Raw genomic sequence first — 25,651 nt, 5'->3', positions numbered from 1 at the left:
TTGCAAATGTGGGAGCGAGCCTGCTCGCGAAGGGCCGCGCATCGGTATCTATGGCTTACAACACAATACTCATACCATCAAACGCCACTTCAACATTACGCCGCGCCAGTTCCGCGCGTTCCGGCGAATCTTCGTCAAGAATCGGGTTGGTATTGTTGATGTGGATAAGCACCTTGCGCTGCTCGGGCAACTGCTCCAGCACTTCGAGCATGCCGCCGGGGCCATTCTGCGCCAGGTGGCCCATCTCACGACCGGTGCGGGTGCCAACGCCACGACGCTGCATTTCATCGTCGTCCCACAGTGTGCCGTCGACCAGCAGGCAATCGCTGCTCGCCATGATTTCCCGCAACGGCGCGTCGACCTTGCCCAGCCCTGGCGCGTAGAACAGCTTGCCGCCGGTGTTGAGGTCTTCAACGATCAGACCGATGTTGTCCCCCGGATGCGGATCGAAACGATGCGGCGAATACGGCGGTGCGGCGCTGCGCAACGGCAGCGGGGTGAAACGCAGGTTCGGGCAGGCCGCTACGGTGAAGCTCTGGTCGAGTTCGATGCGGTTCCAGTCCAGCCCGCCGTTCCAATGGGTGAGCATCTTGAACAGGGGGAAACCGGTGCTGAGATCTTCGTGAACCATGTCCGTGCACCAGACCTGATGCGGGCAGCCTTCGCGCAGGCTGAGCAGGCCGGTGGTGTGGTCGATCTGGCTGTCCATCAGGATGATCGCGCTGATGCCGGTGTCGCGCAGGGCCCGACCTGGCTGCATCGGGGCGAAGCTTTGCAGTTGCGCGCGGATGTCCGGCGAGGCATTGCACAGCACCCAGTTCACGCCGTCAGCGGAAATGGCGATGGACGATTGGGTACGCGCCTTGGCATTCAGGCTGCCGTCGCGAAAGCCTGCGCAGTTGACGCAGTTGCAGTTCCACTGCGGAAAACCGCCACCGGCGGCCGAACCCAGAATCTGGACGAACATGAACGCTCCATCATTTCAACGCGGAAAATAAAACGCCCCGGCGAGCCGAGGCGTTGCACTGCAATCCTGCGTAGGCAGAACTCAGCGGCTGGCGAAGTACATGGTGACTTCGAAGCCGATACGCAGGTCGGTGTAAGCAGGTTTGGTCCAGGCCATGAGGTGTCTCCTTCTGTGGGTTGGGATAGCGCTATCCATAGGTATAGTCCACGGCAGCGCGATGATGTTCCAATTAGTTAGGCGGCTATGTTACTCAAAATTTCAGCGTAATGACCCGTGAATCTTTGAGAAAGCTCCTTGCAGCCTCGGTAATGATCAGTTTGCCGCTTGCCACGGCGCGCCGGGCATTGGTTCATTGGCCAGGCAATGGTAGCCGCCGTCGACATTGATCAGGCGTTGCGCAGCGGTCAGCAGGTCTCGCGTATCCAGTTGATTGATCGCTGCGACCAGTTGCTCACGGTAATCCGACGAATGGCCGGCGAGTTTGCCCTGCCACAGGAGTTCGGCAGCGTCTCTGGTGGCTAATGTGGCATCACTGAATTGCTCGGCGAGGCTTTCGCGCTGCTGCTTGATACTGGCGTCACCGAGCGTTCCGATCATGGCTGGAACGCCGTTGAGGAAATCCTGAATGTGTTCAAGCAAGGTGACCACGGGGGTTGCAGGCGACTGCACGGCGAAGACGATCGCAGTCGTCCCGTGCAACTGTCGCAACGCACTGAACACGGCGTAACCCAATTGCAGTTCGACGCGCAGGCGCTGGTAGAACGCCGTCTGGCACAGCTGTGCGAGCAGGCGCCAAGCGGCTTCATCAGCGATGTCATGGCTGGCGGTCGGACAGATGAGCAGCAAGGCATGTTCGGTGGAGGCCGTGTCGATTCGGCTCCAGCGGTACTCGGCATTGTTGTGCAGAGTAATCGGCAGCTGATTGTCGGGGGTGCCGGGAATGCGGCTGAGCGCCAGGCCCATGGCTGATTGGGTTGGTTGGTCGAGCCCAAGGGCGAGGCCGTCCCAGCGCGAAGTTGTCCACAGGCGTTTGGCGTCATCGCTGGCTTCAATCCTGGGCAGGGACGTTTGCGGTAACGCTTCAAGCAATTGGCGCAGCGGCATCGAGGGTATCTGTGTCGCGTCGCGCGGCGAATCGGCGTCAATAGTCGTCAGACATTTCAGCGCATGCTCCAGGACGCTGGGCATGGATTCTTGCAGCCCGGTCATTTTCAGCAGCCATTGGTTGCCCGCAGCACTGAAAGACAGATCCACTCCGGCCTCTGACGCATCCTGTCGTGTCTGGCGCAGACTGCGCTGCAATCGTGAACGCAGATCAGCGCTGGCCGCCGCCTCGACCTGCCAACGCAGATAAATTGCGCCTTCATCGCTGTTGTCCGGCAACGCCTGACTGAAATGCATCGGCGAGCGTTCCCGGCGGCTGCGCGAGCGATCCTGGGCGAACGTGCGCAGGCCACGGTGGGCGCTGGTCTGGCCGCGAATCAGACCAGCGTTGGCCAGCGGTTCACTGGCCCGTAAGAAAGGATTGGCGGCGGGCAGATGCCAATGGTCGCTGAAGTTATCCACAACACCGATTTCGTGAAGGATGTGCTCAAGTGCGGCGGCACCCGATTCGGACAGGCCGAATGCTTGCTGCTCAACGTCGAACCGCGCCAGTTGCAAAGCTCCGCTGACGTGTTGTTGGCGCTGAAGCAGGGCGGCGTATTCCTCGCGCAATGGCGTCCAGTCCTGCTGGGCGAAGAAGCTCAGCCAGTCCAGCAGCTGTTCGTTGATGGCATGCAAGCGCTCGCCACCGGCATTGAGTTGCAGATGCAGCAACGCCTGCCCGGCAAATTGATAGACCGGCACGGCTTTCAGGCTGTCAGCCAGATTCTGTTGATGCAGGTACGCGAGCAACCCACCAGGTTTTGCGCTGTTCAACCAATGACAGAGAAAGGCCATCGCCTCCGCGGATGACTCGGGTAAGTCGTCGAAGGCCCATAACAGGTTCGCGTGAGCGCCGACCTGTTGATAACTTTTCACTGTCAGCGGTAGCGGTGTGGCTTGGGCAACTTTATCCCCAACCGGCAAGACAACTGCGAATTGCTGCGCCAGCACTCGAAGCTCATCGACGCTCTGCGGCCCAACCAGACTCAGATGCATTTGCCCGGTGCGATAAAACCTTTGATGGAAACCCTTCAGTGCCGTTTGAAACGCCGGCGAATCCACCTGCAGGCTGCGCCGATTGCCCGCATGAAATCCGCGCAACGGGTGCTGCTCTGGTAAACCGTCGTACAAGGCAAATTGCTGCTGTGCGGTCGGATCTTGCGACCAGGCGATGAATTCTGCCTGTAGCACCTCCCGTTCACGCCGTTGATCGTCCAGATTCATACGCGGCCGGGCGAGCATGTCTGACAGACGCTCAAGCCCTGCGCCGAACAACGGCACGGGCAGTTCGAAGAAAAAGTCCGTGGTGCGTTCGCGGGTGCTGGCATTCACCTGCCCGCCGTGACGTTGTACGTAGGCCATCAGCCCTTCGTTTGTCGGAAAACGCTCGGTGCCGAGAAACAGCAGGTGTTCAAGAAAATGCGCCAGCCCCGGCCATGCCAACGGCACGTCATGGCTGCCGGCCGCTACGCGCAATAAGGCAGCGCTGCGCTTGAGGCCGGGCACGTGGCGCAGGGTCACGCGCAAGCCATTAGCCAGAATTTCAGTGTGGGGGAGGGGACGAGTCGGTGCAGGCATGGGCACTTCCAGAACAGTGAAGTGCCCATGCTAGCGGATTAGCGACGGTTCAGCGCGCCGTAAAGCTCGGGACGGCGATCGCTGAGATAGCGGTTGGCCTGGCGTGAATCATTCATCAGTTGTCGGTCCAGTTCACCGACGATCAGCGCCTCGTCCAGACCTGCCAGGGCGATGCGGCTGCCGTCCGGTGCGGCCACGCTGCTTTGCCCGCAGTACTGAATATCGCCTTCATGCCCACAGTAATTGGCATAAGCCACGTAGCACTGGTTTTCGAAGGCGCGGGCGCGCACGGTGACGTCGGCGACGAAGTCGAACGGAATCATGTTCGCCGTCGGCACCACAATCAGCTCGGCGCCGGCCAAGGCCAGACGACGAGCGTTTTCCGGGAACTCCAGGTCATAGCAGATCAGGAAACCGAGCTTCCAGCCGTCCAGCTCTACCACCGGCAACTCTGCTTCGCCGGGGCTGAACATCGACCGGTCAAGGTCGCCGAACAGATGCGACTTGCGGTAATTGCACAGGCGCTCGCCGTGGGCGTCGATCAGTTGCACGGCGTTGTAGATGTGCCCGTCGGCGGTGCGCTCCGGGTAACCGTAAACGATCGCCAGACCCGCAGCCTTGGCGATACGCCCGATCTGCTGCGCCCATTCACCGTTATAAACCTCGGCCAGCGTGCTGACCGCTTCGGCGCCGATGTTGTAGCCGGTGATGAACATCTCCGGCAGCACCAGGAGGTCGGCGCCTTTGGCCTCCATCGCCACCTGGTGCAGGCGATGCAGGTTGGCGACGGGGTCCAGTGGCAACGGTGGACATTGGTAAACGGCTACGCGCATCGGGGAATCCTCTTACTCAGGCAGGGCGATAGGGCCGATGTCTTTGAACACATCACCCGGGCCCGGGTTCTCTTTATGTGTCGAGCCGCCAAAATGTTTCATGATGCCCCACACCGCGTTGAGTGATGTCTGCACGGCGCCTTCGACCCATGCCGGTGTCCACGAAACATCGTCGCCGGCGATGAAGATTCCGCGCTGCTCGGCCGGCATGTCGTCCTGCATGAAGTGCGCGTACATGCGCTGGTTGTAGCGGTAATGGCCGGGCAGGGCGCCTTTGAAGGCTCCGAGGAAATACGGATCGGCTTCCCACGACACAGTGATCGGATCACCGATGATGCGTGCGGCGATGTCGACTTTCGGGTAGATCTTTTTCAACGCGTTCAAGGCCAGTTCGACGCGTTTTTCCACCGGATGCGGGAGCATTTTCAACGCGTCGCTCATCCACGAGTACGACAGGCAGATCACCCCCGGCTTGTCGTCACCGTTGTCGAACAGATAGGTGCCACGGGTCAGGCGATCGGTGAGGGTCATGCTCATTACGTCGCGGCCGGTTTCCGGGTCTTTGTCCTTCCAGAATGGCCGGTCGACCATCACGAAGGTTTTTGATGACTGCATATAGCGCGTGCGGTCGAGGGCCATCCACATCTTCTGCGAAAACAGGGTTTCGTCGCATTCGATCTGCGTGGTCAGCAGCCAGCTCTGGCAAGTCGTCAGCACAGCGGCGTATTCACGGGTGTCACCGTTGTTGTCGGTAACGGCGAAACGGCCCTCCGGCGCATGGGCAATTTTCTTCACACCGGATCGCGGCGCGCCACGGTGCAGGGATTTCAGGCTGGTGCCGGCCGGCCAATGTACGCAGCGTTCCGGCACATGACGCCAGATGCCTTGCGGCACCTGCTCGACGCCGCCGACTACCAGGTGCTGGTGATCGTCGCAGTTGGTCATCACGACGCGGAAGATTTCCAGCATCGAATTGGGGAAGTCCGAATCCCAGCCGCCAGTGCCGAAACCGACCTGGCCGAATACTTCGCGGTGCTGGAACGACAGTTTGGCGAAGGCTTTCGAGGTGGCGACGAAGTCATAGAAGGTCCGGTCGTCCCATAGCGGCACCAACTTGTTCCACAGTTCTTTCAACCGCGGCACATCCCGGTCGCGAATGGCCTGCTGGATATCGGAAAACTGCGAACCGGCTTCCAGCGCATCCGCCCAGGCGTCGGCGACTTCCTGGAACAATGCAGGAAGATCCTTCAGGCTTTCGGCGTAATAGGTTTCGCCTTCCAGATCGATCACGGTGCTGCCCGAAGCGCTGGTCAGCGGGTTGGGGAAAGGCTTGGTCTCGAGGCCGAGCTTGTCGACGTAGTGATAAAACGCCGTGGAGGACACCGGAAAGCGCATACCGCCGAGTTCGGCGACGATGGCATCGGTGCCGTTGAAGGCCTGCGAGCGCAGACGACCGCCGAGCTTTGACGCCTCGTACACCACCGGCTTCAAACCGAGTTTCATCAGTTCATACGCAGCCACCAGACCGGCGATGCCCGCGCCGACAATCGCCACTTCAGCGCCATGGTGCTCTTCAGGAATGCTGCCCAGACCCGCCGGATGCTCGATCCAGTCGTCAAACGCGAACGGAAAGTCCGGACCGAAAATGGTGACTGGTTTTTTCCCGTCTGCAGGATGACGATTGTTCGTGTTCATGGCTGACCTTGTTGGCGACCCGACGCAGGATTCGCGTCTGAGTATAGGAAAAGATGCCAGCCATTCTAGGGAGCGTGGAGCGCGTTAATAAGACGCAATGTGTCGTCGTTTTGCCAGAGTAGCGATCAATATGACGAGCGGCGACTACACACCGACCAAAATGTGGGAGCGAGACTGCTCGCGGAGAGGCTCTGAAATTCACCCGAGAACCTCGATCAAAACCTTAAACCGGCTGCCCACGATCAATCTTGCTGCTCAAAATGATCGACGTCGTGGTCTTCTCCACCCCATCAACGCTGCCAATCTGATCCAGCAATTGGTCCAGCTGCTCCGGCGAATCAGTGCGCAACCACGCCACATAATCAAACTCGCCACTCACCGCACACAACTGCTGCACCTGCGCCATCGCACTCAAGCGCCGCAGCACATCTTTGCCGGAGCGTGGCTGCACCTTGATCCCGACGTAAGCCTGCAAGCCACCATCGACGACGCGCTGACCGAGGCGCACACCATAGCCGGTGATCACTTTGGCTTTTTCCAGCCGGGCCAGGCGCGACGTCACCGTAGTGCGAGCAATGCCTAGCTGACGGGCGAGCATGGCCACGCTTTCGCGAGCGTTGATTTGCAGCGCGGCGATCAGTTGGCGATCGATTTCGTCGAGGGTGGGGGGGCGGGTGTCTGGCAAGGGAGGCTCCGTTGGCATGGGGCGGTGAGGTTACGGATGTTACAGGGTCAATTGCATTGGGGCATACTCGCAGCACCATCGGTTAATGGGGGGAGCTGGCGGCCGTGACGGTTGCTCTTGTCAGGTTCAAGGGCTATCATCGGCATGTCAGCACAGACCGGAACTTTGCAAGCAAAGGGTGTTGATTTCGGTGGCGCAAGCTACTCCTAGCCAGTGAGCGGGATAAGCGGGAAACCGTGAAAGGACAGGCCGATATTGAGATTTACAGAAAGCCCCGATGTGCATGCGTCGGGGCTTTTTGCTTTCTCTCAAATGGACTTTCCCGCGTTTCGCATTTCCAGGATGTAGCGGACGTTATGTGGTTTTCCTTTCGGCAGCTTCGACCGCCCCCACTCAGCGACCTCATAGGCGGAAATGATCCGGAGTTTGAGACGGTTCGTTGAGTGCTGCGGCTTGCTGATAGAAAAAAAGACCGCGTAGTCATGCAAGTCCAGACAGTAATAGCGCTGACTGTTTTCTACGTAGAAGGGCACAGCCAGACCTTTGAAAAAGCGTTTGTGCAAGTAATCCGTAATTTGGCTGCTGCAGTGGTGGCGGTCCGCACAAAAATACCGAACTTCTCCCCTGTGTCTTAGTGGCTGGCCGTGACCTTTGTCATCGGTAAAACAGTGGAACCCGAATTCAAACCTGACAACCAGCTGCTGCTCAGCCACTTCAAATGCGAGTTCGAAGGGTTGTAAATGCGCCATGCAGTATTTGCGTCCGCCAATTATCAGGTCTTTCCATTCCATTGTTACTGTCGCCGGACGTATTGATTTGTACGGATTTCCAAGCCCCGGTCGCTGATAAGCAGCGACGTCTCGAGAGTATCCCTGCGAAGACATCATCAACAGACGTCTTACCGCTCAAAACCGCAGCTTCGGATCTTTCCTACAGCTCTGGTCAGGTCTTCCGAACATTGCGCACGCCAAGACGCAACCCAACCACTCGCCCACAAAAAAGCCGCGCATTCGGCGCGGCTTTTCAATTTGGTGGGCCCACACGGACTTGAACCGTGGACCAAAGGATTATGAGTCCTCTGCTCTAACCAACTGAGCTATGGGCCCTCAGTAGGCCGCGGATTATAGCGACGGTTTCGCGGCTGTGCTATCCGAAAAATCCGATACGGTCACATGCAGAAACGTGGCGGCGAATTCGTCCGGTGGCAGCGGCAGGCTGACGATGTAGCCCTGGATCTGTTCACAACCTTCCGCGGCGAGGAATTGTTGTTGGGCCTGGGTTTCCACGCCTTCGGCAATCACCGTGAATTGCATGCTCCGCCCCAGCGCGATGATGGCGCGTACGATCGCCGCGTCGTGGGGATCGTCGGGCAGTCCGCGGACGAAAGACTGATCGATCTTGAGAATGTCCAACGGCAGGCGTTTGAGATAGCTGAGCGAGGAGTAGCCGGTGCCGAAGTCGTCGATCGCCAGCTGTACGCCGAGGTGTTTGAGCTGGTGCAGCACCGCCAGCGCCTCTTCGGCCTGACTCATGATGAAATTCTCGGTAATTTCCAGTTGCAGTAAATCCGGCCTGAGGCGGTTTTCCTTGAGCAGTTGCTCGATGCGTACCAGCAGGTTCGGTTGACGCAGCTGCGCTCCGGCGAGGTTCACTGACAGCGGGCCGAGCGGTTGATAAATCCGGTTCCACTCGAACATCTGCCGGCATGCGGTTTCCAGCACCCAATCGCCGATCTGCAGGATCATGCCGTTCTCTTCGGCCAGAGGAATGAAGTGCTCGGGCGGCACTTCGCCGAAGGTCGGATGACGCCAGCGAATCAGTGCTTCGGCGCCCACCAGATTGTGGTCGACCAGGCTGATTTTCGGTTGATAGTAGAGAAACAGCTCGTCGCGCTCGATGGCGCGGCGCAGTTCGTGTTCCAGTGCTATGCGTTCGCTGGCCTGGGCGGTGAGGTCGCGGGTGTAGCTTTCGACGCGATTGCGCCCCTTGGCTTTGGAACGGTACATCGCCGCGTCAGCGTTTTTCACCAGCGTCGCCACGTCGCAACCGTCGCGTGGATAGAGGCTGGTGCCGATGCTGGCGCTGATGAAGAACTCGTGTTCGCCGGCCTGGAACGGCGCGCCGAAGCAATTGAGCAGTTTCGTCGCGATGTTGTCGGCGTCGCTGGCTTGCTGCAAGCCCGGCAGCAAAATAATGAATTCGTCACCGCCCAATCGGGCGACGGTGTCGATATCTCGTAACTGTTCCTTCAAACGCACGGCGATGCCCTTGAGCAACAGGTCGCCCACCGGGTGGCCGAGGCTGTCGTTGATGTGCTTGAAGCGGTCCAGATCGAGAAACAGCACCGCGCCCTGGCCGCCATTTTCCTGTTGGCTGGTCAAGGCCATTTGCAGGCGACTTTCGAACAAAGTGCGATTGGGCAGACCGGTCAGCGGGTCGTGGTGAGCCTGGTAATCGAGCTTGGCCTGGGCGTGCTTGAGGCTGGAAATATCGGCGAATACCGCGACGAAGTGGGTGATGAACTTGTCGCGATTACGCACGGCGCTGATGGTCAGCCAGCTCGGGTACAGCTCGCCGTTCTTGCGCCGGTTGGAAATCTCGCCTTGCCAGTGTCCCTCGTCGGTCAATTGGTGCCACATCGCCGCGTAGAACGCGCTGTCGTGCAGCCCAGACGCCAATAGCCGTGGCGTGTGGCCCAGCGCCTCGCTTTCGCTGTAGCCGGTGATTTCGGTGAAGGCGCGATTGACCGCGCTGATGTGTTGCTGGGTGTCGGTGATCAGTACACCTTCAGCGGTGCTTTCGAAAACCGTCGCCGCCTGCTGCAGTTTTTCCTGCATGAGATGGCGCTCGGTGATGTCCCGGGCGATGGTCAGCATGCAGTCTTCGTCGCCGATCGGCAGCGGGCGACTGGAGACTTCACACAGGCGAATCTGCCCGTCACTGCGACGGATATGGCAGGTGAAGTCACGGACAAAACCGTCGCGGTGCAACAGGTCGAGCATCTGTTTGCGTTCGTTGAGGTTGACCCAGATCCCGAGATCCAGCGTTGACCGATCCACTGACATGGCGCTGTTGAAACCGGTGATGCGGCTGAAACCTTCATTGACCTCCAACAACAGGCCGTCGCTTTGGCGCGACAGCAGCAAACCGTCCGGCGACGCATGAAAGGCCTTGGCAAACTTCTCTTCTGAGGTCTGCAGTTGCTGTTGGGTTTCCTTGAGCTGGCTGATGTCGCGCACCACGACCACCAGCGCCGGGGTGGTGTCGAGGTCGAAGGGCTCGGCGGAAATCAACCCGGTGAATACCTGGCCGTTGTTGCGGCGAAAGGGCATCTCCAGATTACGAATGCTGCCGGCCTGCAAGCGCTGCAACAGGCCCGGGCCGACGCCGGGAATGCCCCAGATATTGAGGTGGGTGGCGGTTTGGCCGATCACGTCCTCGGCCCTGAGACCGATCTGCTCTTCGAAGGCCTCGTTGACCTCGAGCAAGCAGCCGTCGGACAGCCGCGCAATTACCAGAATGTCCGGACACTGTTCGAACACCGAGGCGAATTTCTGTTCCGACAGGCGCAGCGCCTCTTCGGTGCGCTTGATTTCGCTGATGTCGATCATCAAACCACGCATCACCGGTTCGTGGCCATGCTCGATCAGACTGACAATGTCGCGCACCCACAGGCAGCGGCCGTCGGCGGTGATGACGCGATAGTCGACGATGTGATCGCGGCCCTGTCGCAGCGCTTCCTTGCAATAGTTCTGCGTGCGGGTCAGGTCGGCGGGGTGAATGATGTTGTGCCAGAAGCCCGGAATCAGCCAATGGGACTGTGGATAGCCGAGCAAGTCTTCAGCGTGAGGCGAAACATAGCTGTAGGTGAAGTCGCTCATCCGCGCTTCCCAGGCAATCGCCGACAAGCTCTCGACCAGGCCGCGGTAGTGATATTCGCTGCTGCGCAATTCCTGCTCAAGGTCGATGCGCCGGGTGATTTCCGAGCTCAGGCGGCGGTTGATGCGAATCACCACGGCGAGGACGGTGATGAGCAGTAACAGACCGGGCAGGCCATACACCAGCAGGTCTGACCAGAACGAGCGATGGTCGAGCACATTGCCGACCCAATGCTCCTGGATGCTGCTGATTTCCGCCGGCGTCATGTCGGCAAGGACCTTGTCGAGAATCCCCACCAGCACCTTGTTGTCGCGGGGGACGGCCATCGCCAGTTGATAGCGATACGGGGTTTCGCCGCTGACGTAGAGGCCGTCGAGTTTGAGCTGGCGCAGGCTCCAGACGCTGGAAGCCAGGTCACCGACCACCGCGTCCACTTCATCAGTCGCCAGGGCTTGCAGCGCCGAACTGACGTTGGGCATGGCGACCAGATTCAGGTCGGGGTGGTGAGTGCGTAGTAGTTCGTGGGGTGCGTAGTTGTCCACCACGGCGATTTTCAGCCCATACAGGTCATCGAGTTTGCGCGGCTGGGCGCCGCCGACATGGGCGAGGATGACGATCGGAAAGTCGAGGTACGGCCGGGTGAATGACAGATAGTTCTGGCGTTCCGGCGTAGACATGATCCCCGGCAGCAAATCGATCTTGCCCTTCTTGACCTGCTCCAGCACCACCGTCCAGCTCACCGGTTCGATGGGCGTCAGCTTGATCGCCAGACGTTGACGGATCACGTCGATATAGTCGGCAGCCAGACCCTGATAACGGTTCTGGTCGTCGCGAAATTCGAAGGGCGGCCACGATGCATCGACACCCAGGCGCAAGTCAGGGTGAGCCGCCAGCCAGCTGCGTTCTTCATCGGTGAGAGTCAGCGCGTCAGCCGTGGCGGTGCAGATCATCAATGACAGCAGAAACAGCACGGGCGCCAGTCTGGGCATAACGCTCTCGTCAGGGCTGGGGGTGATTGTTTCGAGTGTAGACGGGGTATGCGGCGGGGAGGGTGGGGCGGGGAATTTAATCTGCCATAAAACAAAACCCCCGGCCTGGGCCGGGGGTTCTGGTATCACTCGTCGAGGAAGGAGCGCAGATGCTCGCTTCGCGTCGGGTGGCGCAGCTTGCGCAGCGCCTTGGCTTCGATCTGACGGATCCGCTCACGCGTTACGTCAAACTGTTTGCCCACTTCTTCGAGCGTATGGTCGGTGTTCATGTCGATACCGAAGCGCATGCGCAATACCTTGGCTTCACGGGCAGTGAGGCCGGACAGTACTTCGCGAGTCGCTTCCTTCAGACTTTCCACCGTGGCGACATCGATTGGCGACTGCATGGTCGAGTCTTCGATGAAGTCGCCCAGATGGGAGTCTTCGTCATCACCGATCGGGGTTTCCATGGAGATCGGCTCTTTGGCGATCTTCAGTACCTTGCGGATCTTGTCCTCAGGCATTTCCATGCGTTCGCCCAGCTCTTCCGGGGTCGGTTCGCGACCCATTTCCTGCAGCATCTGCCGGGAAATACGGTTGAGCTTGTTGATCGTCTCGATCATGTGCACCGGGATACGAATGGTGCGGGCCTGGTCGGCGATCGAGCGAGTGATCGCCTGACGGATCCACCAGGTGGCATAAGTCGAGAACTTGTAACCACGACGGTATTCGAACTTGTCCACCGCTTTCATCAGACCGATGTTGCCTTCCTGGATCAGATCGAGGAATTGCAGACCGCGGTTGGTGTACTTCTTGGCAATCGAGATCACCAGACGCAGGTTGGCTTCAACCATCTCTTTCTTCGCGCGGCGGGCCTTGGCCTCACCGATCGACATGCGACGGTTGATGTCCTTGATTTCGGCGATGGTCAGACCGGTCTCGGTTTCCAGCGCGATCAGTTTCTGCTGGCAACGGATGATGTCCGGCTGCACGCGACCGATGGCTTCGGCGTACTTGCTCTTGCCTTTGGCCAGGGCGTCGGACCAGCTTTCGTCGACTTCGTTGCCCGGGAACTGACGCAGGAAATCGGCGCGCGGCATACGTGCATCACGTACGCACAGTTGCATGATCGCGCGCTCTTGCTGACGCAGACGATCCAGGGCACTGCGCACACGCTCGACCAGGGCTTCGAATTGCTTCGGCACCAGTTTGATCGGCATGAACAGCTCGGCCAGGGCCAGCAACTCGGCAACCGCTGCCTTGTTGTGACGACCGTGCTTTTTCAGGGCCTTGCGGGTGATTTCCATCTGGTCGGCCACGGCGCCGAAGCGCTGCGCAGCAATGACCGGATCCGGACCGCTTTCGGCTTCTTCTTCGTCATCGGAAGAGTCGGCTTCATCGTCGTCGGTGTCGTCGTCGGCCTTGACGGCTTTCGGATCGACCGGCGGCGGCACTTCTGCCGCAGACGGCGCGATGCCGTCGTCCGGGTCGATATAACCGCTCAGGACGTCGGACAGGCGACCACCTTCGGTGGTGACGCGGGTGTACTCGGAGAGAATGTGGTCAACCGTGCCAGGGAAATGCGCGATTGCGCTCATCACTTCACGAATGCCTTCTTCGATCCGCTTGGCGATTTCGATTTCGCCTTCACGGGTCAGAAGCTCGACCGTACCCATTTCACGCATGTACATGCGCACCGGGTCAGTGGTGCGACCAATATCGGTCTCCACCGCCGCCAACGCAGCGGCTGCTTCTTCCGCAGCGGCCTCGTCGGTATCGGCGTCGGCCAACATAAGGGCGTCCGCATCCGGAGCACTCTCGTGTACGGGGATCCCCATGTCGTTAATCATGCGGATGATGTCTTCCACCTGCTCCGGATCTGAAATATCCTCGGGCAGGTGGTCGTTGACCTCGGCGTAAGTCAGATACTTCTGCTCACGACCCAGTTTGATCAACTCAATAATACGAGACTGCTGTTGCGCTTTTCCGGACATAACACCCTATCCACTGAAGGTCTTGGCGGGCAAAAAACAAGCCGAGGATTATACCTGAGCTATGACCTCACGCGCCAGTTGAGGTCGGGTTTGATGCGGAAACATTGCGACTTAAAAGGTCGCGCAGTTGATTTTTCTCTTCGACGCTCAGTTCGCTTTGCCGCGCTTTCCTGAGTAACTGTTCGAGATTTCGCTCGCGTTGGCGGGCTGACAAGCTAGTAATGGTGTCGAAAAACTGTTGTTCAAGGTTATCTCCGTCAATCAGCCATTCCTTTTCTGCCAGCGCCTTGAGCAAGCGACCCTGTTCAGTACCGTGCCATCGTGCGATCAACTGAAATGAGTTTAGCTTGGGATTCTTCTGCACGGCTTCGAGCAGCGCCACAAGCAGTTGGGCGTTGGTCTGATTTTCATCGGCAATGTGCCCGGCGTCTTCCACGCGCTTGGCCAGTTGCGGATGATGGAGCAATGTTCTAAGGGCCGTCAGGGTTGGCGATTCAACGCCAATCGGCGTGCGCGGGCGCTGCGGTTCACGGTCGCCGCCACGCTTGCCATTCTTGTCCCACGGTTTCTTGTCCCACTTCTTGCCGCCGGCGCCGGGTTTCTTCGGCGTCCATTCCTGCTGCGGCACATACATGTCCTGTGCCTGCGGCTGATGGTAGTCGCTGTAATCCGGCATGGCGTCGTAATCGATGCCCGGATCATAGGCGGGCGGTGCTTCCTGCGGTGCACTCTGGACCAATTGGCTGACGGTCTCGCTGCTCAGGCCGGTGATCTCGGTCAGGCGCTGACGCATGAGAATGCGCAGGTTTGCGCCCGGCACCTTGTCGATCAGCGGCGCAGCGAGGGTGGCCATGTGCGCCTTGCCCTCGAGGGAGCGCGGATCGGCTTCTTCGGTCAGTTGCTGGAAAAAATAATCGGCCAGCGGCTGCGCGTGCTGATTGATGCGCGCCTTGAAAGCGTCGGTGCCTTCGGCGCGCACCAGGGTATCCGGGTCTTCGCCTTCGGGCAGAAACAGGAATCGTGCGCGGCGACCGTCCTGCAAGCACGGCAGGGTCGCCTCCAGTGCGCGCCACGCGGCGTTGCGCCCGGCCTGGTCGCCGTCGAAACAGAACAATACGTTCGGGACGACGCGGAACAGGCGCTTCAAATGCTCTTCGCTGGTCGCGGTACCCAGCGTGGCGACGGCATTGCGCAAGCCTTGCTGGGCGAGGGCGATGACGTCCATATAGCCTTCGACGACGATGATTTCATCGAGGTTGCGATTGTTTTTGCGCGCTTCATAGAGGCCATAGAGTTCCTGGCCTTTATGGAATACCGGGGTTTCCGGTGAGTTCAGGTACTTGGGCTTGTCGTCACCGAGTACGCGGCCGCCGAAGGCGATGATCCGTCCACGGGTGTCGCGGATCGGGAACATTACGCGATCACGGAAGCGATCATAGCGTTTGCCGGTTTCGGCGTTCTCGATCAGCAGACCGGCTTCGATCATGGCCTTCTGTTGCAGGGTGTCGCTGCTCAGATGCTTGAGCAGATTGTCCCAGCCCGGTGGCGCAAAGCCGAGGCCGAAATCCCGGGCGATCTCGCCGGTCAGGCCGCGACCCTTGAGGTAATCCACTGCGGCCTTGCGCGATGGATGGCTCTTGAGTGCCTGCCGATAGAAGTCAGCGGCGGCGGTGAGCAGCGGGTACAGCGGAGAATCGGTCGGCTGGCGCGGCTTGCGCTCGCGGCCGCTTTCTTCGCGGGGGATTTCCATGCCGGCGGCTTTGGCCAGATCTTCGACGGCCTGGGGGAAATCCAGGTTGTCGTGATCCATGAGAAAGCCGAGGGCGTTGCCGCCAGCGCCGCAGCCGAAGCAGTAATAGAACTGCTTGTCGGGGCTGACGCTGAATGACGGGGTTTTCTCTTTATGGAACGGGCAGCAGGCGGTGTAGTTCTTGCCGGCCTTCTTCAATTGCACGCGCGAGCTGACCACGTCGACGATGTCGGTGCGGTTCAGCAGGTCGTCAATGAAGCTCTGGGGAATCAGCCCGGCCATGGCATTCTCGTCGTCTGCGCTGCAATAAATCCGTTGCGCCAGGCTGTCGGACGCGGGCCATTGTTGGAAACGCACAAAAAGTGCGGCTCGACCGGTGTCGTCTGCGTGATCGCTGTCGGGAAGTGTATCTGCCGAAAATCCACTGACGTTAGTACCTATCAGTCTTCGACTATTTGAAAGTGTTGCGCTGAATCCGCTGACGGCCGGTTGTCGGCCTCGGATAGCTCAATAAAGCGGGCACGCATGCAGGTGCCTTGGGCTGATCGTCGTAAGAGGAATCAGTGGGTGTGCTCGTCAGTAGCCTTGAAAGGCTCGTCAGAAAAGACGTGCACCGCTGGCAAAAGAGCCAGGCCTGACGCGGTGAAGCAGATTTGTCTCGGTCGCATCGGCGGCGTCGACGGTGAAGCATCAAGCGTTTTACGCAAATGCCATTAGCCCGGCTGAGGGCCGGGCTTAGGCAAGAAGCTTGCTACGAACGTCTGTGTATTAGTACAGACGAACGGCGCGGCGCTGTTCGCGCTGAACTTTCTTGGCGTGACGCTTAACAGCGGCTGCTGCCTTGCGCTTACGCTCAGAAGTTGGCTTCTCGTAAAATTCGCGGCTACGAACTTCAGCCAGTACACCGGCTTTTTCGCAGGAGCGCTTGAAACGACGCAGAGCTACGTCGAAGGGTTCGTTCTCTTTTACTTTGACGGCTGGCATCCAGAGCTACCTTCATTCATTACCGGGGTCAACATCCTCGCGGCAAAAGAGCACTTGAAGACGTCGGTTTTTAAGGGTTGCGGATGTTAACCCCTCATCGCTCGGAATGCAAAGCCTCTGATCGAAAACCGCTGGTCGGGGCATCACGTGGCGACTATTATGCGCGCCTTCGAATTCAGCCTAAACAAGGCGCAAACCCATGCTAGTACTGGGATTAGAAACCTCCTGCGACGAAACCGGCGTCGCATTGTATGACAGCGAGCGCGGCCTGCTGGCCGATGCGCTGTTCAGTCAGATCGACCTGCACCGCGTCTATGGCGGTGTGGTGCCGGAGCTGGCTTCGCGTGACCACGTCAAACGCATGCTGCCCTTGATCCGTCAGGTGCTGGCCGAGGCCGACTGCGTGCCGACCGAGATCGACGCAATCGCCTACACCGCAGGTCCTGGCCTGGTCGGCGCGCTGCTGGTCGGTGCGTCCTGTGCGCAGGCACTGGCGTTTGCCTGGGGTATTCCGGCGCTTGGCGTGCACCACATGGAAGGCCACCTGCTGGCACCGATGCTGGAGCCGAAACCGCCGGAATTCCCGTTCGTCGCTTTGTTGGTTTCCGGTGGTCATACGCAGCTGGTTCAGGTCGACGGCATCGGCCAATACAGCCTGCTTGGCGAGACACTCGACGATGCGGCCGGCGAAGCGTTCGACAAGACCGCGAAGATGATGGGCCTCAATTATCCCGGCGGGCCGGAAATCGCCAAGCTGGCCGAGAAGGGCGTCGCAGGACGTTTTACCTTCCCGCGTCCGATGTGTGATCGTCCGGGGCTGGATTTCAGCTTCAGCGGCCTGAAAACCTTCGCCCTCAACACTTGGCAGCAATGCGTCAGCGCCGGGGACGACGGCGAACAAGCCCGTTGCGACATCGCGCTGGCGTTCCAGCAGGCCGTGGTGGAGACTTTGACCATCAAGTGCAAGCGCGCCCTGAAGCAGGCGGGCATGAAGCGGCTGGTGATTGCCGGCGGCGTCAGCGCCAACAAGGCGTTGCGGATTTCCCTGGAAAAGATGCTCGGCGATATGAAGGGCGATGTGTTCTACGCGCGTCCCGAGTTCTGCACCGACAATGGCGCGATGATTGCGTTTGCCGGATGCCAGCGCCTCAAGGCCGGTCAGCAGGAAAGTCTGGCCATCACCGTGCAGGCGCGCTGGCCGATGGAGCAGTTGTCGGCATTGTGATCAGCGATGCTCGCGGACGTCATTCAAAAATGCCGTTCGCGCCCGGCAAACAGGTCGCGTAGATTGCCGCGATGACGCCAGACAATCAGCAAGGTCAGTGCGCTCATTGGCAGCAAGGCCTCCGGTTCCTGCCAGGCCAGCAGCGGCAGGGTCAACGGCGTGGCAATCAGCGCTGCCAGCGAACTGGTGCGAGTCAGGTAGAACGTCAGCAGCCAGGCGCACACCGCCAGCAGCGCAGCAGGTGGATACAGGCCGAGCAACATGCCGGCGGCAGTGGCGACGCCTTTGCCGCCACGAAAGCGGAAGTACAGCGGGAAAAGGTGACCGATCACGGCGCACACGCCAATCCACGCCTGATCCTGCAGCGAAAGGCCCGCGCTCGATGCGATCAGCACCGGCAGCAGGCCTTTGCACAGATCACCGAGCAGGGTCAGGATCGCCAGTTTGCGACCGGCCAGGCGCAGCATGTTGGTGGCGCCGGCATTACCCGAGCCACTCATTCGCGGATCCGGGTTTCCGGTCAGGCGGCTGAGCAAAATGGCGAAGGACAGCGAGCCAAGCAGGTAGGCGAGAATCGCCAGTAACCAAAACATGCTAACTATTCCGGGCGAGGACGCCCTGATTCTAACGGCGCATCGCGCCCTTGTCGTGCAGCGGAGAGAAGTGCTTGGACAGAGTGTTTATCGAGGGCCTGGAAGTCGACACCGTGATCGGTGCCTACGACTGGGAGCGCGGCATCCGTCAGTGCCTGCGTCTTGATCTGAGCTTCGCCTGGGACAATCGCCCGGCCGCCGCTGGTGACGACCTGACCCTGGCGCTCGATTACGCCAGCGTTTCCACGCGCATCCAGGCTTTTGCCGAGCAGGCGCAGTTCCAACTGGTCGAGACCTTTGCCGAGCGTCTGGTTGAAGTGCTCATGGCCGAATTCAACATCACCTGGGTACGACTGAAACTGACCAAGCCGGGCGCCGTGCCGGCAGCCAAGGGCGGTGTGGGTGTGGAGATCGAGCGCGGATGTCGCTGACTCAGGTCTACCTCGGGCTCGGTAGCAATATCGAGCGGGAAACCCATTTGCGTGCCGGTCTCGATGCGCTGGCGAAATTTCTGGTGGATATCCGTTGTTCGGCGGTGTTCGAGAGCCAGCCGGTGGGCATCAAGAGCGGGCCGTTCTTCAATTTCGTGGTTTCGGCGTACACCGATCTGCCATTGATGGAGCTGGATCGGCGCTTGAAATTCATCGAGGCGGATAACGGTCGTTATGCACCGGATCGCAAGGGGTTGCCGCTGGATATCGACGTGCTGCTGTATGGCGATCTGGTGGGTAATTTCGACGGATTGACTCTGCCGCGGGCGGAAATCCTGAAAAACGCTTTCGTGCTGTGGCCGCTGTCATTGATCGCGCCGCAGCGGGTGCATCCGGGTGTGGGCAAGAGCTTTGCGACGTTGTGGGCTGAGGCGCAGATTGATCAGGTGTTGGCGCCGGTTGCGTTCGAATGGCGGGGAGAGCAGCTCACGCCTTCGGATTTGCGGTGATATCAAAGGCGCTTTCGCGAGCAGGCTCGCTCCCACATTGGATCGAGGTCTCATGTGGGAGCGAGCCTGCTCGCGAAGCTTTTTAGGCTGTCGCCGCCTCTTTGTAGGCTTTCAACGCTTTGAGCCGCTCACGCTTCAGCGCTTCGCCCAACTGAGGGCCCTTGAAGCCCATTTCCAGCAGTGGCTGCACCGCCACTTCTCGCGCAGCCTTCGCCGCCCCACGCAGATATTCCGCCTGTGGATAACTGCGCTGCTCCAGGCCTTTGCGGCCACGAGCATCCATCTCGCACGCAGCGATAAACTCCTCGAAGCGCTGCGGCCGCCGATAGACATCGAAGCTCTGCAGCAACTCCAGCAATGTGGAGGCCTTCAACTCCAGAGCCCGGTGCCCATGGGTGTGATACTGGCCGACCAGCAGAGCCAGTTCCTGACACTCTTTGGGTGCCTTGAAGCGCTGGTTGACCGCTTTGATCAGCTTCAGCCCGGTGTGCTCATGGGCGATATGCCGAGGCCATTCCTCTTCTGGCGTCAGGCCTTTGCCCAAGTCATGCAGCAGACAGGCCCAGCGCACCGTCAGCGGTTGCCTGTGCAGGGCTGATTGTTCCAGCACGCTCAGGGTGTGCAGGCCTGTGTCGATTTCCGGGTGATGGGCCTGCGGCTGCGGTACGCCGAACAAGGCGTCAACCTCCGGCATCAGCACTTTGAGGGCGCCGCAGTCGCGCAACACCTGGACGAATACCTGCGGGTGGTTTTCCATCAGCGCCCGGGAAATTTCCTTCCAGCTACGTTCGGCAGTCAGTGCCTGCAGTTCCCCGGACTCGCTGAGCTGACGCATCAGCTCCATTGTCTCGTCCGCGACCGTGAAGCCCAGTTCGGCATAGCGCGCGGCGAAACGGGCAACGCGCAGCACACGCAGCGGATCTTCGGCGAACGCCGGGGAAACATGACGAAGAATTCGCGCTTCAAGATCGCGCTGGCCATGATAGGGATCGGTCAGGTTGAGCTGATCGTCTTCAGCCATGGCATTGATCGTCAGGTCGCGGCGAATCAGGTCTTCTTCCAGCGTGACTTCGGGACTTGCATGGAAAGTGAAGCCGCCGTAGCCGCGGCCACTCTTGCGTTCCGTGCGGGCGAGGGCATATTCCTCGCCGGTTTTGGGGTGCAGAAACACTGGAAAATCCGCGCCGACCGGGCGAAATCCCTTGGCGAGCATTTCTTCAGTGGTCGCGCCGACCACGACCCGGTCGACATCAGCGACCGGCAATCCCAACAGGCGATCACGTACCGCGCCGCCAACCTTGTAAACCTGCATAAAAAAACCTCCGTCAGTCCGACAGGATAACCCTTGCGTCAGACGTTCGGAGGCCAGAACCGGATCAAAGATGAATCACGGCCAGATCGAGCCGGCCATAATCGCCTTCGCTGTGCTCACTGCGTGGCGGCACGTGATGGGTTTTCATGATCTGGTCACCCTGCAGGGTTTCCAGATGAATGTCGAACCCCCATAGCCGGTGCAAGTGCTTGAGCACTTCATCGGTGGAGTCACCCAGCGGTTTGCGGTCATGTTGCTGATGGCGCAGGGTCAGGGAGCGATCGCCGCGCCGGTCGATGCTGTAGATCTGCACGTTGGGTTCACGATTGCCGAGGTTGTACTGCGCAGCCAGGGTTTCGCGGATGATGCGGTAGCCACCCTCGTCATGAATGGCCGGCACCAGCAGGTCATCCTTCTGATCGTCATCGAGGATGCTGAAGAGCTTCAGATCGCGGATCACCTTGGGCGACAGGTACTGCAGGATAAAGCTCTCGTCCTTGAAACTGCTCATGGCGAACTTGATGGTCGACAGCCAGTCGGAGCCGGCGATATCCGGGAACCAGCGACGGTCTTCCTCGGTTGGCTCTTCGCACATGCGCCGAATGTCGCGGTACATGGCGAAGCCCAGCGCATACGGGTTGATACCGCTGTAGTACGGACTGTCGAAACCCGGCTGGAACACCACGCTGGTATGCGAAGTGAGGAACTCCATCATGAAGCCATCAGTGACAAGGCCTTCGTCATACAGGTCATTCATCAGCGTGTAATGCCAGAACGTTGCCCAGCCTTCGTTCATCACCTGGGTCTGGCGCTGCGGATAGAAATACTGGGCGATCTTGCGCACGATTCGCACGATCTCGCGCTGCCACGGCTCCAGCAGAGGTGCATGCTTCTCGATGAAATAGAGGATGTTTTCCTGCGGCTCGGCCGGAAAGCGGGCGTTGTCCTTGTCGCTGTATTTGTCCGCACCCTTGGGGATGGTGCGCCACAGATCATTGATCTGCTTCTGCATGTGTTCTTCGCGATCCTTTTGGCGCCGGCGCTCTTCCTCGGCGGAAATCGGATACGGACGCTTGTAGCGGTCGACACCGTAGTTCATCAGCGCGTGACAGGAGTCGAGCAGATCTTCCACCGCATCGATGCCATGGCGCTCTTCGCACTGCATGATGTACTGCTTGGCGAACACCAGGTAATCGATGATCGAACTGGCGTCGGTCCAGGTGCGGAACAGGTAGTTGCCCTTGAAGAAACTGTTGTGGCCGTAGCAGGCATGAGCTACCACCAGCGCCTGCATGCAAATGGTGTTCTCCTCCATCAGGTAGGCGATGCACGGATCGGAGTTGATTACGATCTCGTAAGCCAGGCCCATCTGCCCGCGACTGTAGGATTTCTCGGTGCTGAGGAAGTGTTTGCCATAGGACCAGTGGTGATAGCCCAGCGGCATGCCCACCGAGGCGTAGGCATCCATCATCTGCTCGGCGGTGATCACCTCGATCTGGTTGGGGTAGGTATCCAGCGCATAGCGGGCCGCGATCCGGGCAATTTCGCGGTCGTAGGTCTGGATCAGCTCGAATGTCCATTCGGAGCCGGTGGAAATCGGTTGGCGCTTCTGCTCTTTGGCGGTCATGTCACTAACCTGCGCTGGAAGAGTTCACGGAAGACCGGATAGATATCTCCGGCCGAGACCAGTTGCTGCTGGGCAAAAGTGTCAGAGAAGGCTTCGGCGATGCGTTCGTACTCGTACCACAGGGCCTGATGTTCGCGTGGGGTAATCTCCACATAAGTGTAGTACTGCACAAACGGCATGATCTGATTGATCAGAATGTCACGGCAGATCGGCGAGTCGTCGTTCCAGTTATCGCCGTCGGAGGCTTGAGCGGCATAGATGTTCCACTCGTTGCTTGGATAGCGCTCGGCCATGATTTCCTGCATCAGCTTCAAGGCGCTGGAAACGATGGTGCCGCCGGTTTCCCGTGAGTAGAAAAACTCCTCTTCGTCCACTTCCCGGGCACTGGTGTGGTGGCGGATGAACACCACGTCGATCTTGTCGTAGTTACGCTTGAGGAACAGATATAGCAGGATGAAAAAGCGCTTGGCGATATCCTTGGTCGCTTGCGTCATCGAGCCGGAAACGTCCATCAGGCAGAACATCACCGCTTTCGAGCTGGGGTTCGGTTGCTTGACCAGCAGGTTGTATTTCAAGTCGAAGGTATCGAGGAACGGCACGCGATGGATCCGTGCGCTGAGTTTCTCGATTTCGGCTTCGAGTTCCTGGATATCACCGAAATTGTCCGGCTCTTCGCGCTTGAGCCGCGCCAGCTCTTCCTTGGCTTCGCGCAGTTTCGCGCGGCTGCTGCCGGACAGGGCAATACGACGCGCGTGAGCTGAGCGCAGGGTGCGGATGATATTGATCCGTGACGGATTACCCTCGTTGCTGATCCCGGCGCGTACGGTTTTGAACGTGTCGGTGCCGGTCAGGTTGCGTTTGACCAGGTTCGGCAGTTCGAGGTCCTCGAACATGAATTCGAGAAATTCTTCCTGGGTGATCTGGAAGACGAACTCGTCCATGCCTTCGCCGGAATTGCCAGCCTTGCCCGGACCGCGGCCACCTCCGCCTCCGGGTGGGCGTGCGATGTGTTCACCGGCCGTGAACTCCTTGTTGCCGGGATGCACCACGGTCTGTTTGCCGCCGCGTCCATGATGAAGCACCGGCTCGTCGATATCGCGACCAGGAATACTGATCTGTTCCCCGTGCTCCATATCGGTAATGGAGCGCCGGCTGACTGCCTCTTCGACAGCCTTTTTAATGTGGTCACGATAACGCCGCAGAAAGCGCTGACGGTTCACCGTGCTCTTGTTCTTGCCATTGAGGCGTCGGTCGATCACATAGCTCATAAGGCCCCTCCGGGGAGCTTCAAGTTTTGAGCTGCAAGCTGCAAGTAGAAGCCGATCCCGAAAAACTCCGGTTTACACGCTTTTCTCTTGCAGCTCGTAGCTGGACGCTTGCAGCTGCCTCACTGCGACTTGCGGACCCGCAGGTACCATTCGGACAGAAGCCGTACCTGTTTATCGGTGTAGCCACGTTCAACCATTCGTGTAACGAAGTCGTTGTGTTTCTGCTGATCCTCTTTGCTGGCCTTGGCGTTGAAGCTGATGACGGGCAGCAGGTCCTCGGTGTTGGAGAACATTTTCTTCTCGATGACCACCCGCAGTTTTTCGTAGCTGAGCCAGGTCGGGTTCTTGCCGTTGTTGTTGGCCCGGGCGCGCAGGACGAAGTTGACGATTTCGTTGCGGAAATCCTTCGGATTGCTGATGCCGGCCGGTTTTTCTATTTTTTCCAGTTCTTCGTTCAGGGCCACGCGGTTGAGGATCTCGCCGGTTTCCGGATCGCGATACTCCTGATCCTGAATCCAGAAGTCCGCGTACAGCACATAGCGATCGAAGATGTTCTGACCGTACTCGCTGTAGGACTCGAGATAAGCAGTCTGGATTTCCTTGCCGATAAACTCGATGTAGCGCGGGGCGAGATATTCCTTCAGATAACGCAGATAGCGTTCGCGGGTTTCAGCCTGGAACTGCTCCTGTTCGATCTGCTGTTCCAGCACATAGAGCAGGTGCACCGGGTTGGCGGCGATTTCATGCGGGTCGAAGTTGAACACCTTGGACAGGATCTTGAAGGCGAAGCGGGTCGACAGACCGTTCATGCCTTCATCGACACCGGCCGAGTCGCGGTATTCCTGAATCGACTTGGCCTTTGGATCGGTGTCCTTGAGGTTTTCACCGTCGTAGACGCGCATCTTCGAATAGATGTTGGAGTTTTCCGGTTCCTTGAGGCGCGACAGCACAGTGAACTGCGCGAGCATCTTCAAGGTGTCCGGTGCGCAATGCGCCTTGGACAGGGAGCTGTTGAACAGCAATTTGTCGTAGATCTTCACTTCATCGCTGACGCGCAGGCAGTACGGCACTTTGACGATGTAGATCCGGTCGATGAACGCCTCGTTGTTCTTGTTGTTGCGGAAGGTGTGCCACTCCGATTCGTTGGAGTGAGCCAGCAGGATGCCGGTGAACGGAATCGCGCCGAGGCCTTCGGTACTGTTGTAGTTACCCTCCTGCGTGGCGGTCAGCAGTGGGTGCAGCACCTTGATCGGCGCCTTGAACATTTCGACGAATTCCATCAGGCCCTGGTTGGCCCGGCACAGCGCACCGGAATAGCTGTAGGCGTCGGCGTCGTTCTGCGGGAATTCTTCGAGCTTGCGGATATCGACCTTGCCGACCAGCGCCGAGATATCCTGGTTGTTCTCGTCACCGGGTTCGGTCTTGGCGACGGCAATCTGATTGAGGATCGACGGGTACAGTTTGACCACGCGGAACTGACTGATGTCGCCGCCGAATTCAGCCAGGCGCTTGGTCGCCCAGGGCGACATGATAGTGTTCAGGTAGCGCCGTGGGATACCGAAGTCTTCCTCAAGGATCGCGCCATCTTCGGTGGCGTTGAACAGACCCAGAGGCGATTCGAAGACCGGCGAGCCCTTGATTGCGTAGAAGGGCACTTTTTCCATCAGCTGCTTCAGCTTCTCGGCCAGGGACGATTTACCGCCACCCACGGGGCCGAGCAGATAGAGGATCTGTTTCTTCTCTTCCAGGCCTTGGGCGGCGTGGCGGAAATACGAGACGATCTGGTCGATGCATTCTTCCATCCCATGGAAGTCTTCAAAGGCCGGATAGCGACGGATCACTTTGTTGGAGAAGATGCGCGACAGCCTCGAATTGGTCGAAGTGTCGAGCAGTTCCGGTTCGCCGATCGCCATCAACAGACGCTCGGCGGCGGAAACGTAGGCGCTGCGATCCTTTTTGCACAGCTCCAGGTACTCCTGCAGAGAAAGTTCTTCCTGGCGTGTGGATTCGAAGCGTTGTTGGAAGTGGCTAAAGATACTCATGACGTCACCTCGCTCGATACGTGGAGCCGACGCCGGATCACTCAGTCGATGCTGGCAGCAGTCGCTATGGCAGCTGCTGTTTACCCCCCAGAATTCTTCCACGGTCGACAAACCGCGAAAGCTACTCCCGATGACCCGCGCGCCGGTGTACCGGCTCTCCCCTGT

General features: G+C 59.2%; 19 protein-coding genes and 1 tRNA gene. 3 read left to right on the top strand and 17 right to left on the bottom strand.

What is annotated here, in order from left to right; genetic code table 11:
• Positions 1-55: 55 nt before the first annotated feature.
• The 12 genes from pqqB to rpsU form a co-directional block, all read right to left on the bottom strand.
• The gene (pqqB, locus tag LIS66_RS24490; RefSeq protein ID WP_227973193.1) at positions 56-967 is read right to left on the bottom strand and encodes a pyrroloquinoline quinone biosynthesis protein PqqB; all 912 of its coding nucleotides are present in this window, start codon (positions 965-967) and stop codon (positions 56-58) included.
• An 81-nt stretch (positions 968-1,048) separates the two neighbouring features.
• Positions 1,049-1,123, bottom strand: a complete 75-nt coding sequence (pqqA, locus tag LIS66_RS24485; RefSeq protein WP_003444522.1) for a pyrroloquinoline quinone precursor peptide PqqA — start codon at positions 1,121-1,123, stop codon at positions 1,049-1,051.
• A gap of 156 nt (positions 1,124-1,279) precedes the next feature.
• Complete coding sequence (gene pqqF, locus LIS66_RS24480; RefSeq protein ID WP_227973192.1) at positions 1,280-3,691, bottom strand: pyrroloquinoline quinone biosynthesis protein PqqF; 2,412 nt, start codon at positions 3,689-3,691, stop codon at positions 1,280-1,282.
• A gap of 38 nt (positions 3,692-3,729) precedes the next feature.
• Entirely contained in the window at positions 3,730-4,524 is a 795-nt protein-coding gene (locus tag LIS66_RS24475) for a carbon-nitrogen hydrolase family protein (RefSeq protein ID WP_042606688.1), read from the bottom strand.
• Between the two features lie 12 nt (positions 4,525-4,536).
• Complete coding sequence (locus LIS66_RS24470) at positions 4,537-6,219, bottom strand: flavin monoamine oxidase family protein (RefSeq protein WP_227973191.1); 1,683 nt, start codon at positions 6,217-6,219, stop codon at positions 4,537-4,539.
• Between the two features lie 223 nt (positions 6,220-6,442).
• A complete protein-coding gene (locus tag LIS66_RS24465; RefSeq protein WP_042606694.1) occupies positions 6,443-6,904 on the bottom strand; it encodes an Lrp/AsnC family transcriptional regulator in 462 nt (153 codons plus the stop codon).
• 308 nt (positions 6,905-7,212) lie between these two features.
• Entirely contained in the window at positions 7,213-7,653 is a 441-nt protein-coding gene (locus LIS66_RS24460; RefSeq protein WP_042610127.1) for a hypothetical protein, read from the bottom strand.
• 280 nt (positions 7,654-7,933) lie between these two features.
• Positions 7,934-8,010 (bottom strand) — tRNA-Ile (locus LIS66_RS24455).
• Between the two features lie 15 nt (positions 8,011-8,025).
• The gene (locus LIS66_RS24450) at positions 8,026-11,772 is read right to left on the bottom strand and encodes a bifunctional diguanylate cyclase/phosphodiesterase (protein WP_227973189.1); all 3,747 of its coding nucleotides are present in this window, start codon (positions 11,770-11,772) and stop codon (positions 8,026-8,028) included.
• 125 nt (positions 11,773-11,897) lie between these two features.
• Positions 11,898-13,745: an RNA polymerase sigma factor RpoD gene (rpoD, locus tag LIS66_RS24445; RefSeq protein WP_227973188.1), complete on the bottom strand. Its 1,848-nt coding sequence runs from the start codon at positions 13,743-13,745 to the stop codon at positions 11,898-11,900.
• A 67-nt stretch (positions 13,746-13,812) separates the two neighbouring features.
• The gene (gene dnaG / locus LIS66_RS24440) at positions 13,813-15,777 is read right to left on the bottom strand and encodes a DNA primase (protein ID WP_042610109.1); all 1,965 of its coding nucleotides are present in this window, start codon (positions 15,775-15,777) and stop codon (positions 13,813-13,815) included.
• Positions 15,778-16,263: 486 nt separating this feature from the next.
• On the bottom strand, positions 16,264-16,479 hold the full coding sequence (gene rpsU, locus LIS66_RS24435; protein WP_002551877.1) for a 30S ribosomal protein S21: 216 nt from the start codon (positions 16,477-16,479) through the stop codon (positions 16,264-16,266).
• 199 nt (positions 16,480-16,678) lie between these two features.
• On the opposite strand from rpsU, the gene tsaD reads away from it, so the two are divergent.
• Entirely contained in the window at positions 16,679-17,704 is a 1,026-nt protein-coding gene (gene tsaD, locus LIS66_RS24430; RefSeq protein WP_042610110.1) for a tRNA (adenosine(37)-N6)-threonylcarbamoyltransferase complex transferase subunit TsaD, read from the top strand.
• Between the two features lie 23 nt (positions 17,705-17,727).
• Here tsaD and plsY read toward each other — a convergent pair whose 3' ends face one another.
• On the bottom strand, positions 17,728-18,297 hold the full coding sequence (plsY, locus tag LIS66_RS24425; RefSeq protein ID WP_024014548.1) for a glycerol-3-phosphate 1-O-acyltransferase PlsY: 570 nt from the start codon (positions 18,295-18,297) through the stop codon (positions 17,728-17,730).
• Positions 18,298-18,371: 74 nt separating this feature from the next.
• Here plsY and folB point away from each other — a divergent pair, with 74 nt between their 5' ends.
• Positions 18,372-18,728 (top strand): dihydroneopterin aldolase, encoded by a 357-nt coding sequence (gene folB / locus LIS66_RS24420; RefSeq protein WP_064365404.1) that lies wholly within the window; start codon positions 18,372-18,374, stop codon positions 18,726-18,728.
• Entirely contained in the window at positions 18,719-19,237 is a 519-nt protein-coding gene (gene folK / locus LIS66_RS24415) for a 2-amino-4-hydroxy-6-hydroxymethyldihydropteridine diphosphokinase (protein WP_042610112.1), read from the top strand. The genes folB and folK overlap by 10 nt, the downstream gene beginning before the upstream one ends.
• A gap of 82 nt (positions 19,238-19,319) precedes the next feature.
• Here folK and LIS66_RS24410 read toward each other — a convergent pair whose 3' ends face one another.
• The 4 genes from LIS66_RS24410 to LIS66_RS24395 all read right to left on the bottom strand — a co-directional run bounded on the left by LIS66_RS24410 (position 19,320) and on the right by LIS66_RS24395 (position 25,486).
• Positions 19,320-20,549 carry a multifunctional CCA addition/repair protein gene (locus LIS66_RS24410; RefSeq protein WP_227973187.1) on the bottom strand — a complete coding sequence of 410 codons (1,230 nt, stop codon included), beginning with the start codon at positions 20,547-20,549 and terminating at the stop codon, positions 19,320-19,322.
• Positions 20,550-20,613: 64 nt separating this feature from the next.
• Entirely contained in the window at positions 20,614-22,176 is a 1,563-nt protein-coding gene (locus LIS66_RS24405; RefSeq protein ID WP_064365402.1) for a SpoVR family protein, read from the bottom strand.
• The gene (locus tag LIS66_RS24400; RefSeq protein WP_039757709.1) at positions 22,173-23,444 is read right to left on the bottom strand and encodes a YeaH/YhbH family protein; all 1,272 of its coding nucleotides are present in this window, start codon (positions 23,442-23,444) and stop codon (positions 22,173-22,175) included. The genes LIS66_RS24405 and LIS66_RS24400 overlap by 4 nt, the downstream gene beginning before the upstream one ends.
• Positions 23,445-23,563: 119 nt before the next feature.
• A complete protein-coding gene (locus LIS66_RS24395) occupies positions 23,564-25,486 on the bottom strand; it encodes a PrkA family serine protein kinase (RefSeq protein WP_039757710.1) in 1,923 nt (640 codons plus the stop codon).
• Positions 25,487-25,651: the final 165 nt, after the last annotated feature.

Origin of the sequence: Pseudomonas sp. HN2 (assembly GCF_020736465.1) — a bacterium.
Classification (GTDB): Bacteria; Pseudomonadota; Gammaproteobacteria; order Pseudomonadales; family Pseudomonadaceae; genus Aquipseudomonas; species Aquipseudomonas moraviensis_A.
This window is presented reverse-complemented; position numbering and strand designations above follow the sequence as displayed.

Excerpts from the sequence above, each read along its gene's own strand:
- LIS66_RS24405 (WP_064365402.1), bottom strand. The coding sequence starts at position 22,176 with ATGACCGCCAAAGAGCAGAAGCGCCAACCGATTTCCACCGGCTCCGAA.
- pqqF (WP_227973192.1), bottom strand. The coding sequence starts at position 3,691 with ATGCCTGCACCGACTCGTCCCCTCCCCCACACTGAAATTCTGGCTAAT.
- plsY (WP_024014548.1), bottom strand. The coding sequence starts at position 18,297 with ATGTTTTGGTTACTGGCGATTCTCGCCTACCTGCTTGGCTCGCTGTCC.
- LIS66_RS24395 (WP_039757710.1), bottom strand. The coding sequence starts at position 25,486 with ATGAGTATCTTTAGCCACTTCCAACAACGCTTCGAATCCACACGCCAG.
- tsaD (WP_042610110.1), top strand. The coding sequence starts at position 16,679 with ATGCTAGTACTGGGATTAGAAACCTCCTGCGACGAAACCGGCGTCGCA.
- LIS66_RS24460 (WP_042610127.1), bottom strand. The coding sequence starts at position 7,653 with ATGGCGCATTTACAACCCTTCGAACTCGCATTTGAAGTGGCTGAGCAG.
- LIS66_RS24475 (WP_042606688.1), bottom strand. The coding sequence starts at position 4,524 with ATGCGCGTAGCCGTTTACCAATGTCCACCGTTGCCACTGGACCCCGTC.
- LIS66_RS24450 (WP_227973189.1), bottom strand. The coding sequence starts at position 11,772 with ATGCCCAGACTGGCGCCCGTGCTGTTTCTGCTGTCATTGATGATCTGC.
- rpsU (WP_002551877.1), bottom strand. The coding sequence starts at position 16,479 with ATGCCAGCCGTCAAAGTAAAAGAGAACGAACCCTTCGACGTAGCTCTG.
- dnaG (WP_042610109.1), bottom strand. The coding sequence starts at position 15,777 with ATGGCCGGGCTGATTCCCCAGAGCTTCATTGACGACCTGCTGAACCGC.
- LIS66_RS24410 (WP_227973187.1), bottom strand. The coding sequence starts at position 20,549 with ATGCAGGTTTACAAGGTTGGCGGCGCGGTACGTGATCGCCTGTTGGGA.
- rpoD (WP_227973188.1), bottom strand. The coding sequence starts at position 13,745 with ATGTCCGGAAAAGCGCAACAGCAGTCTCGTATTATTGAGTTGATCAAA.
- LIS66_RS24400 (WP_039757709.1), bottom strand. The coding sequence starts at position 23,444 with ATGAGCTATGTGATCGACCGACGCCTCAATGGCAAGAACAAGAGCACG.
- LIS66_RS24470 (WP_227973191.1), bottom strand. The coding sequence starts at position 6,219 with ATGAACACGAACAATCGTCATCCTGCAGACGGGAAAAAACCAGTCACC.
- folK (WP_042610112.1), top strand. The coding sequence starts at position 18,719 with ATGTCGCTGACTCAGGTCTACCTCGGGCTCGGTAGCAATATCGAGCGG.
- pqqB (WP_227973193.1), bottom strand. The coding sequence starts at position 967 with ATGTTCGTCCAGATTCTGGGTTCGGCCGCCGGTGGCGGTTTTCCGCAG.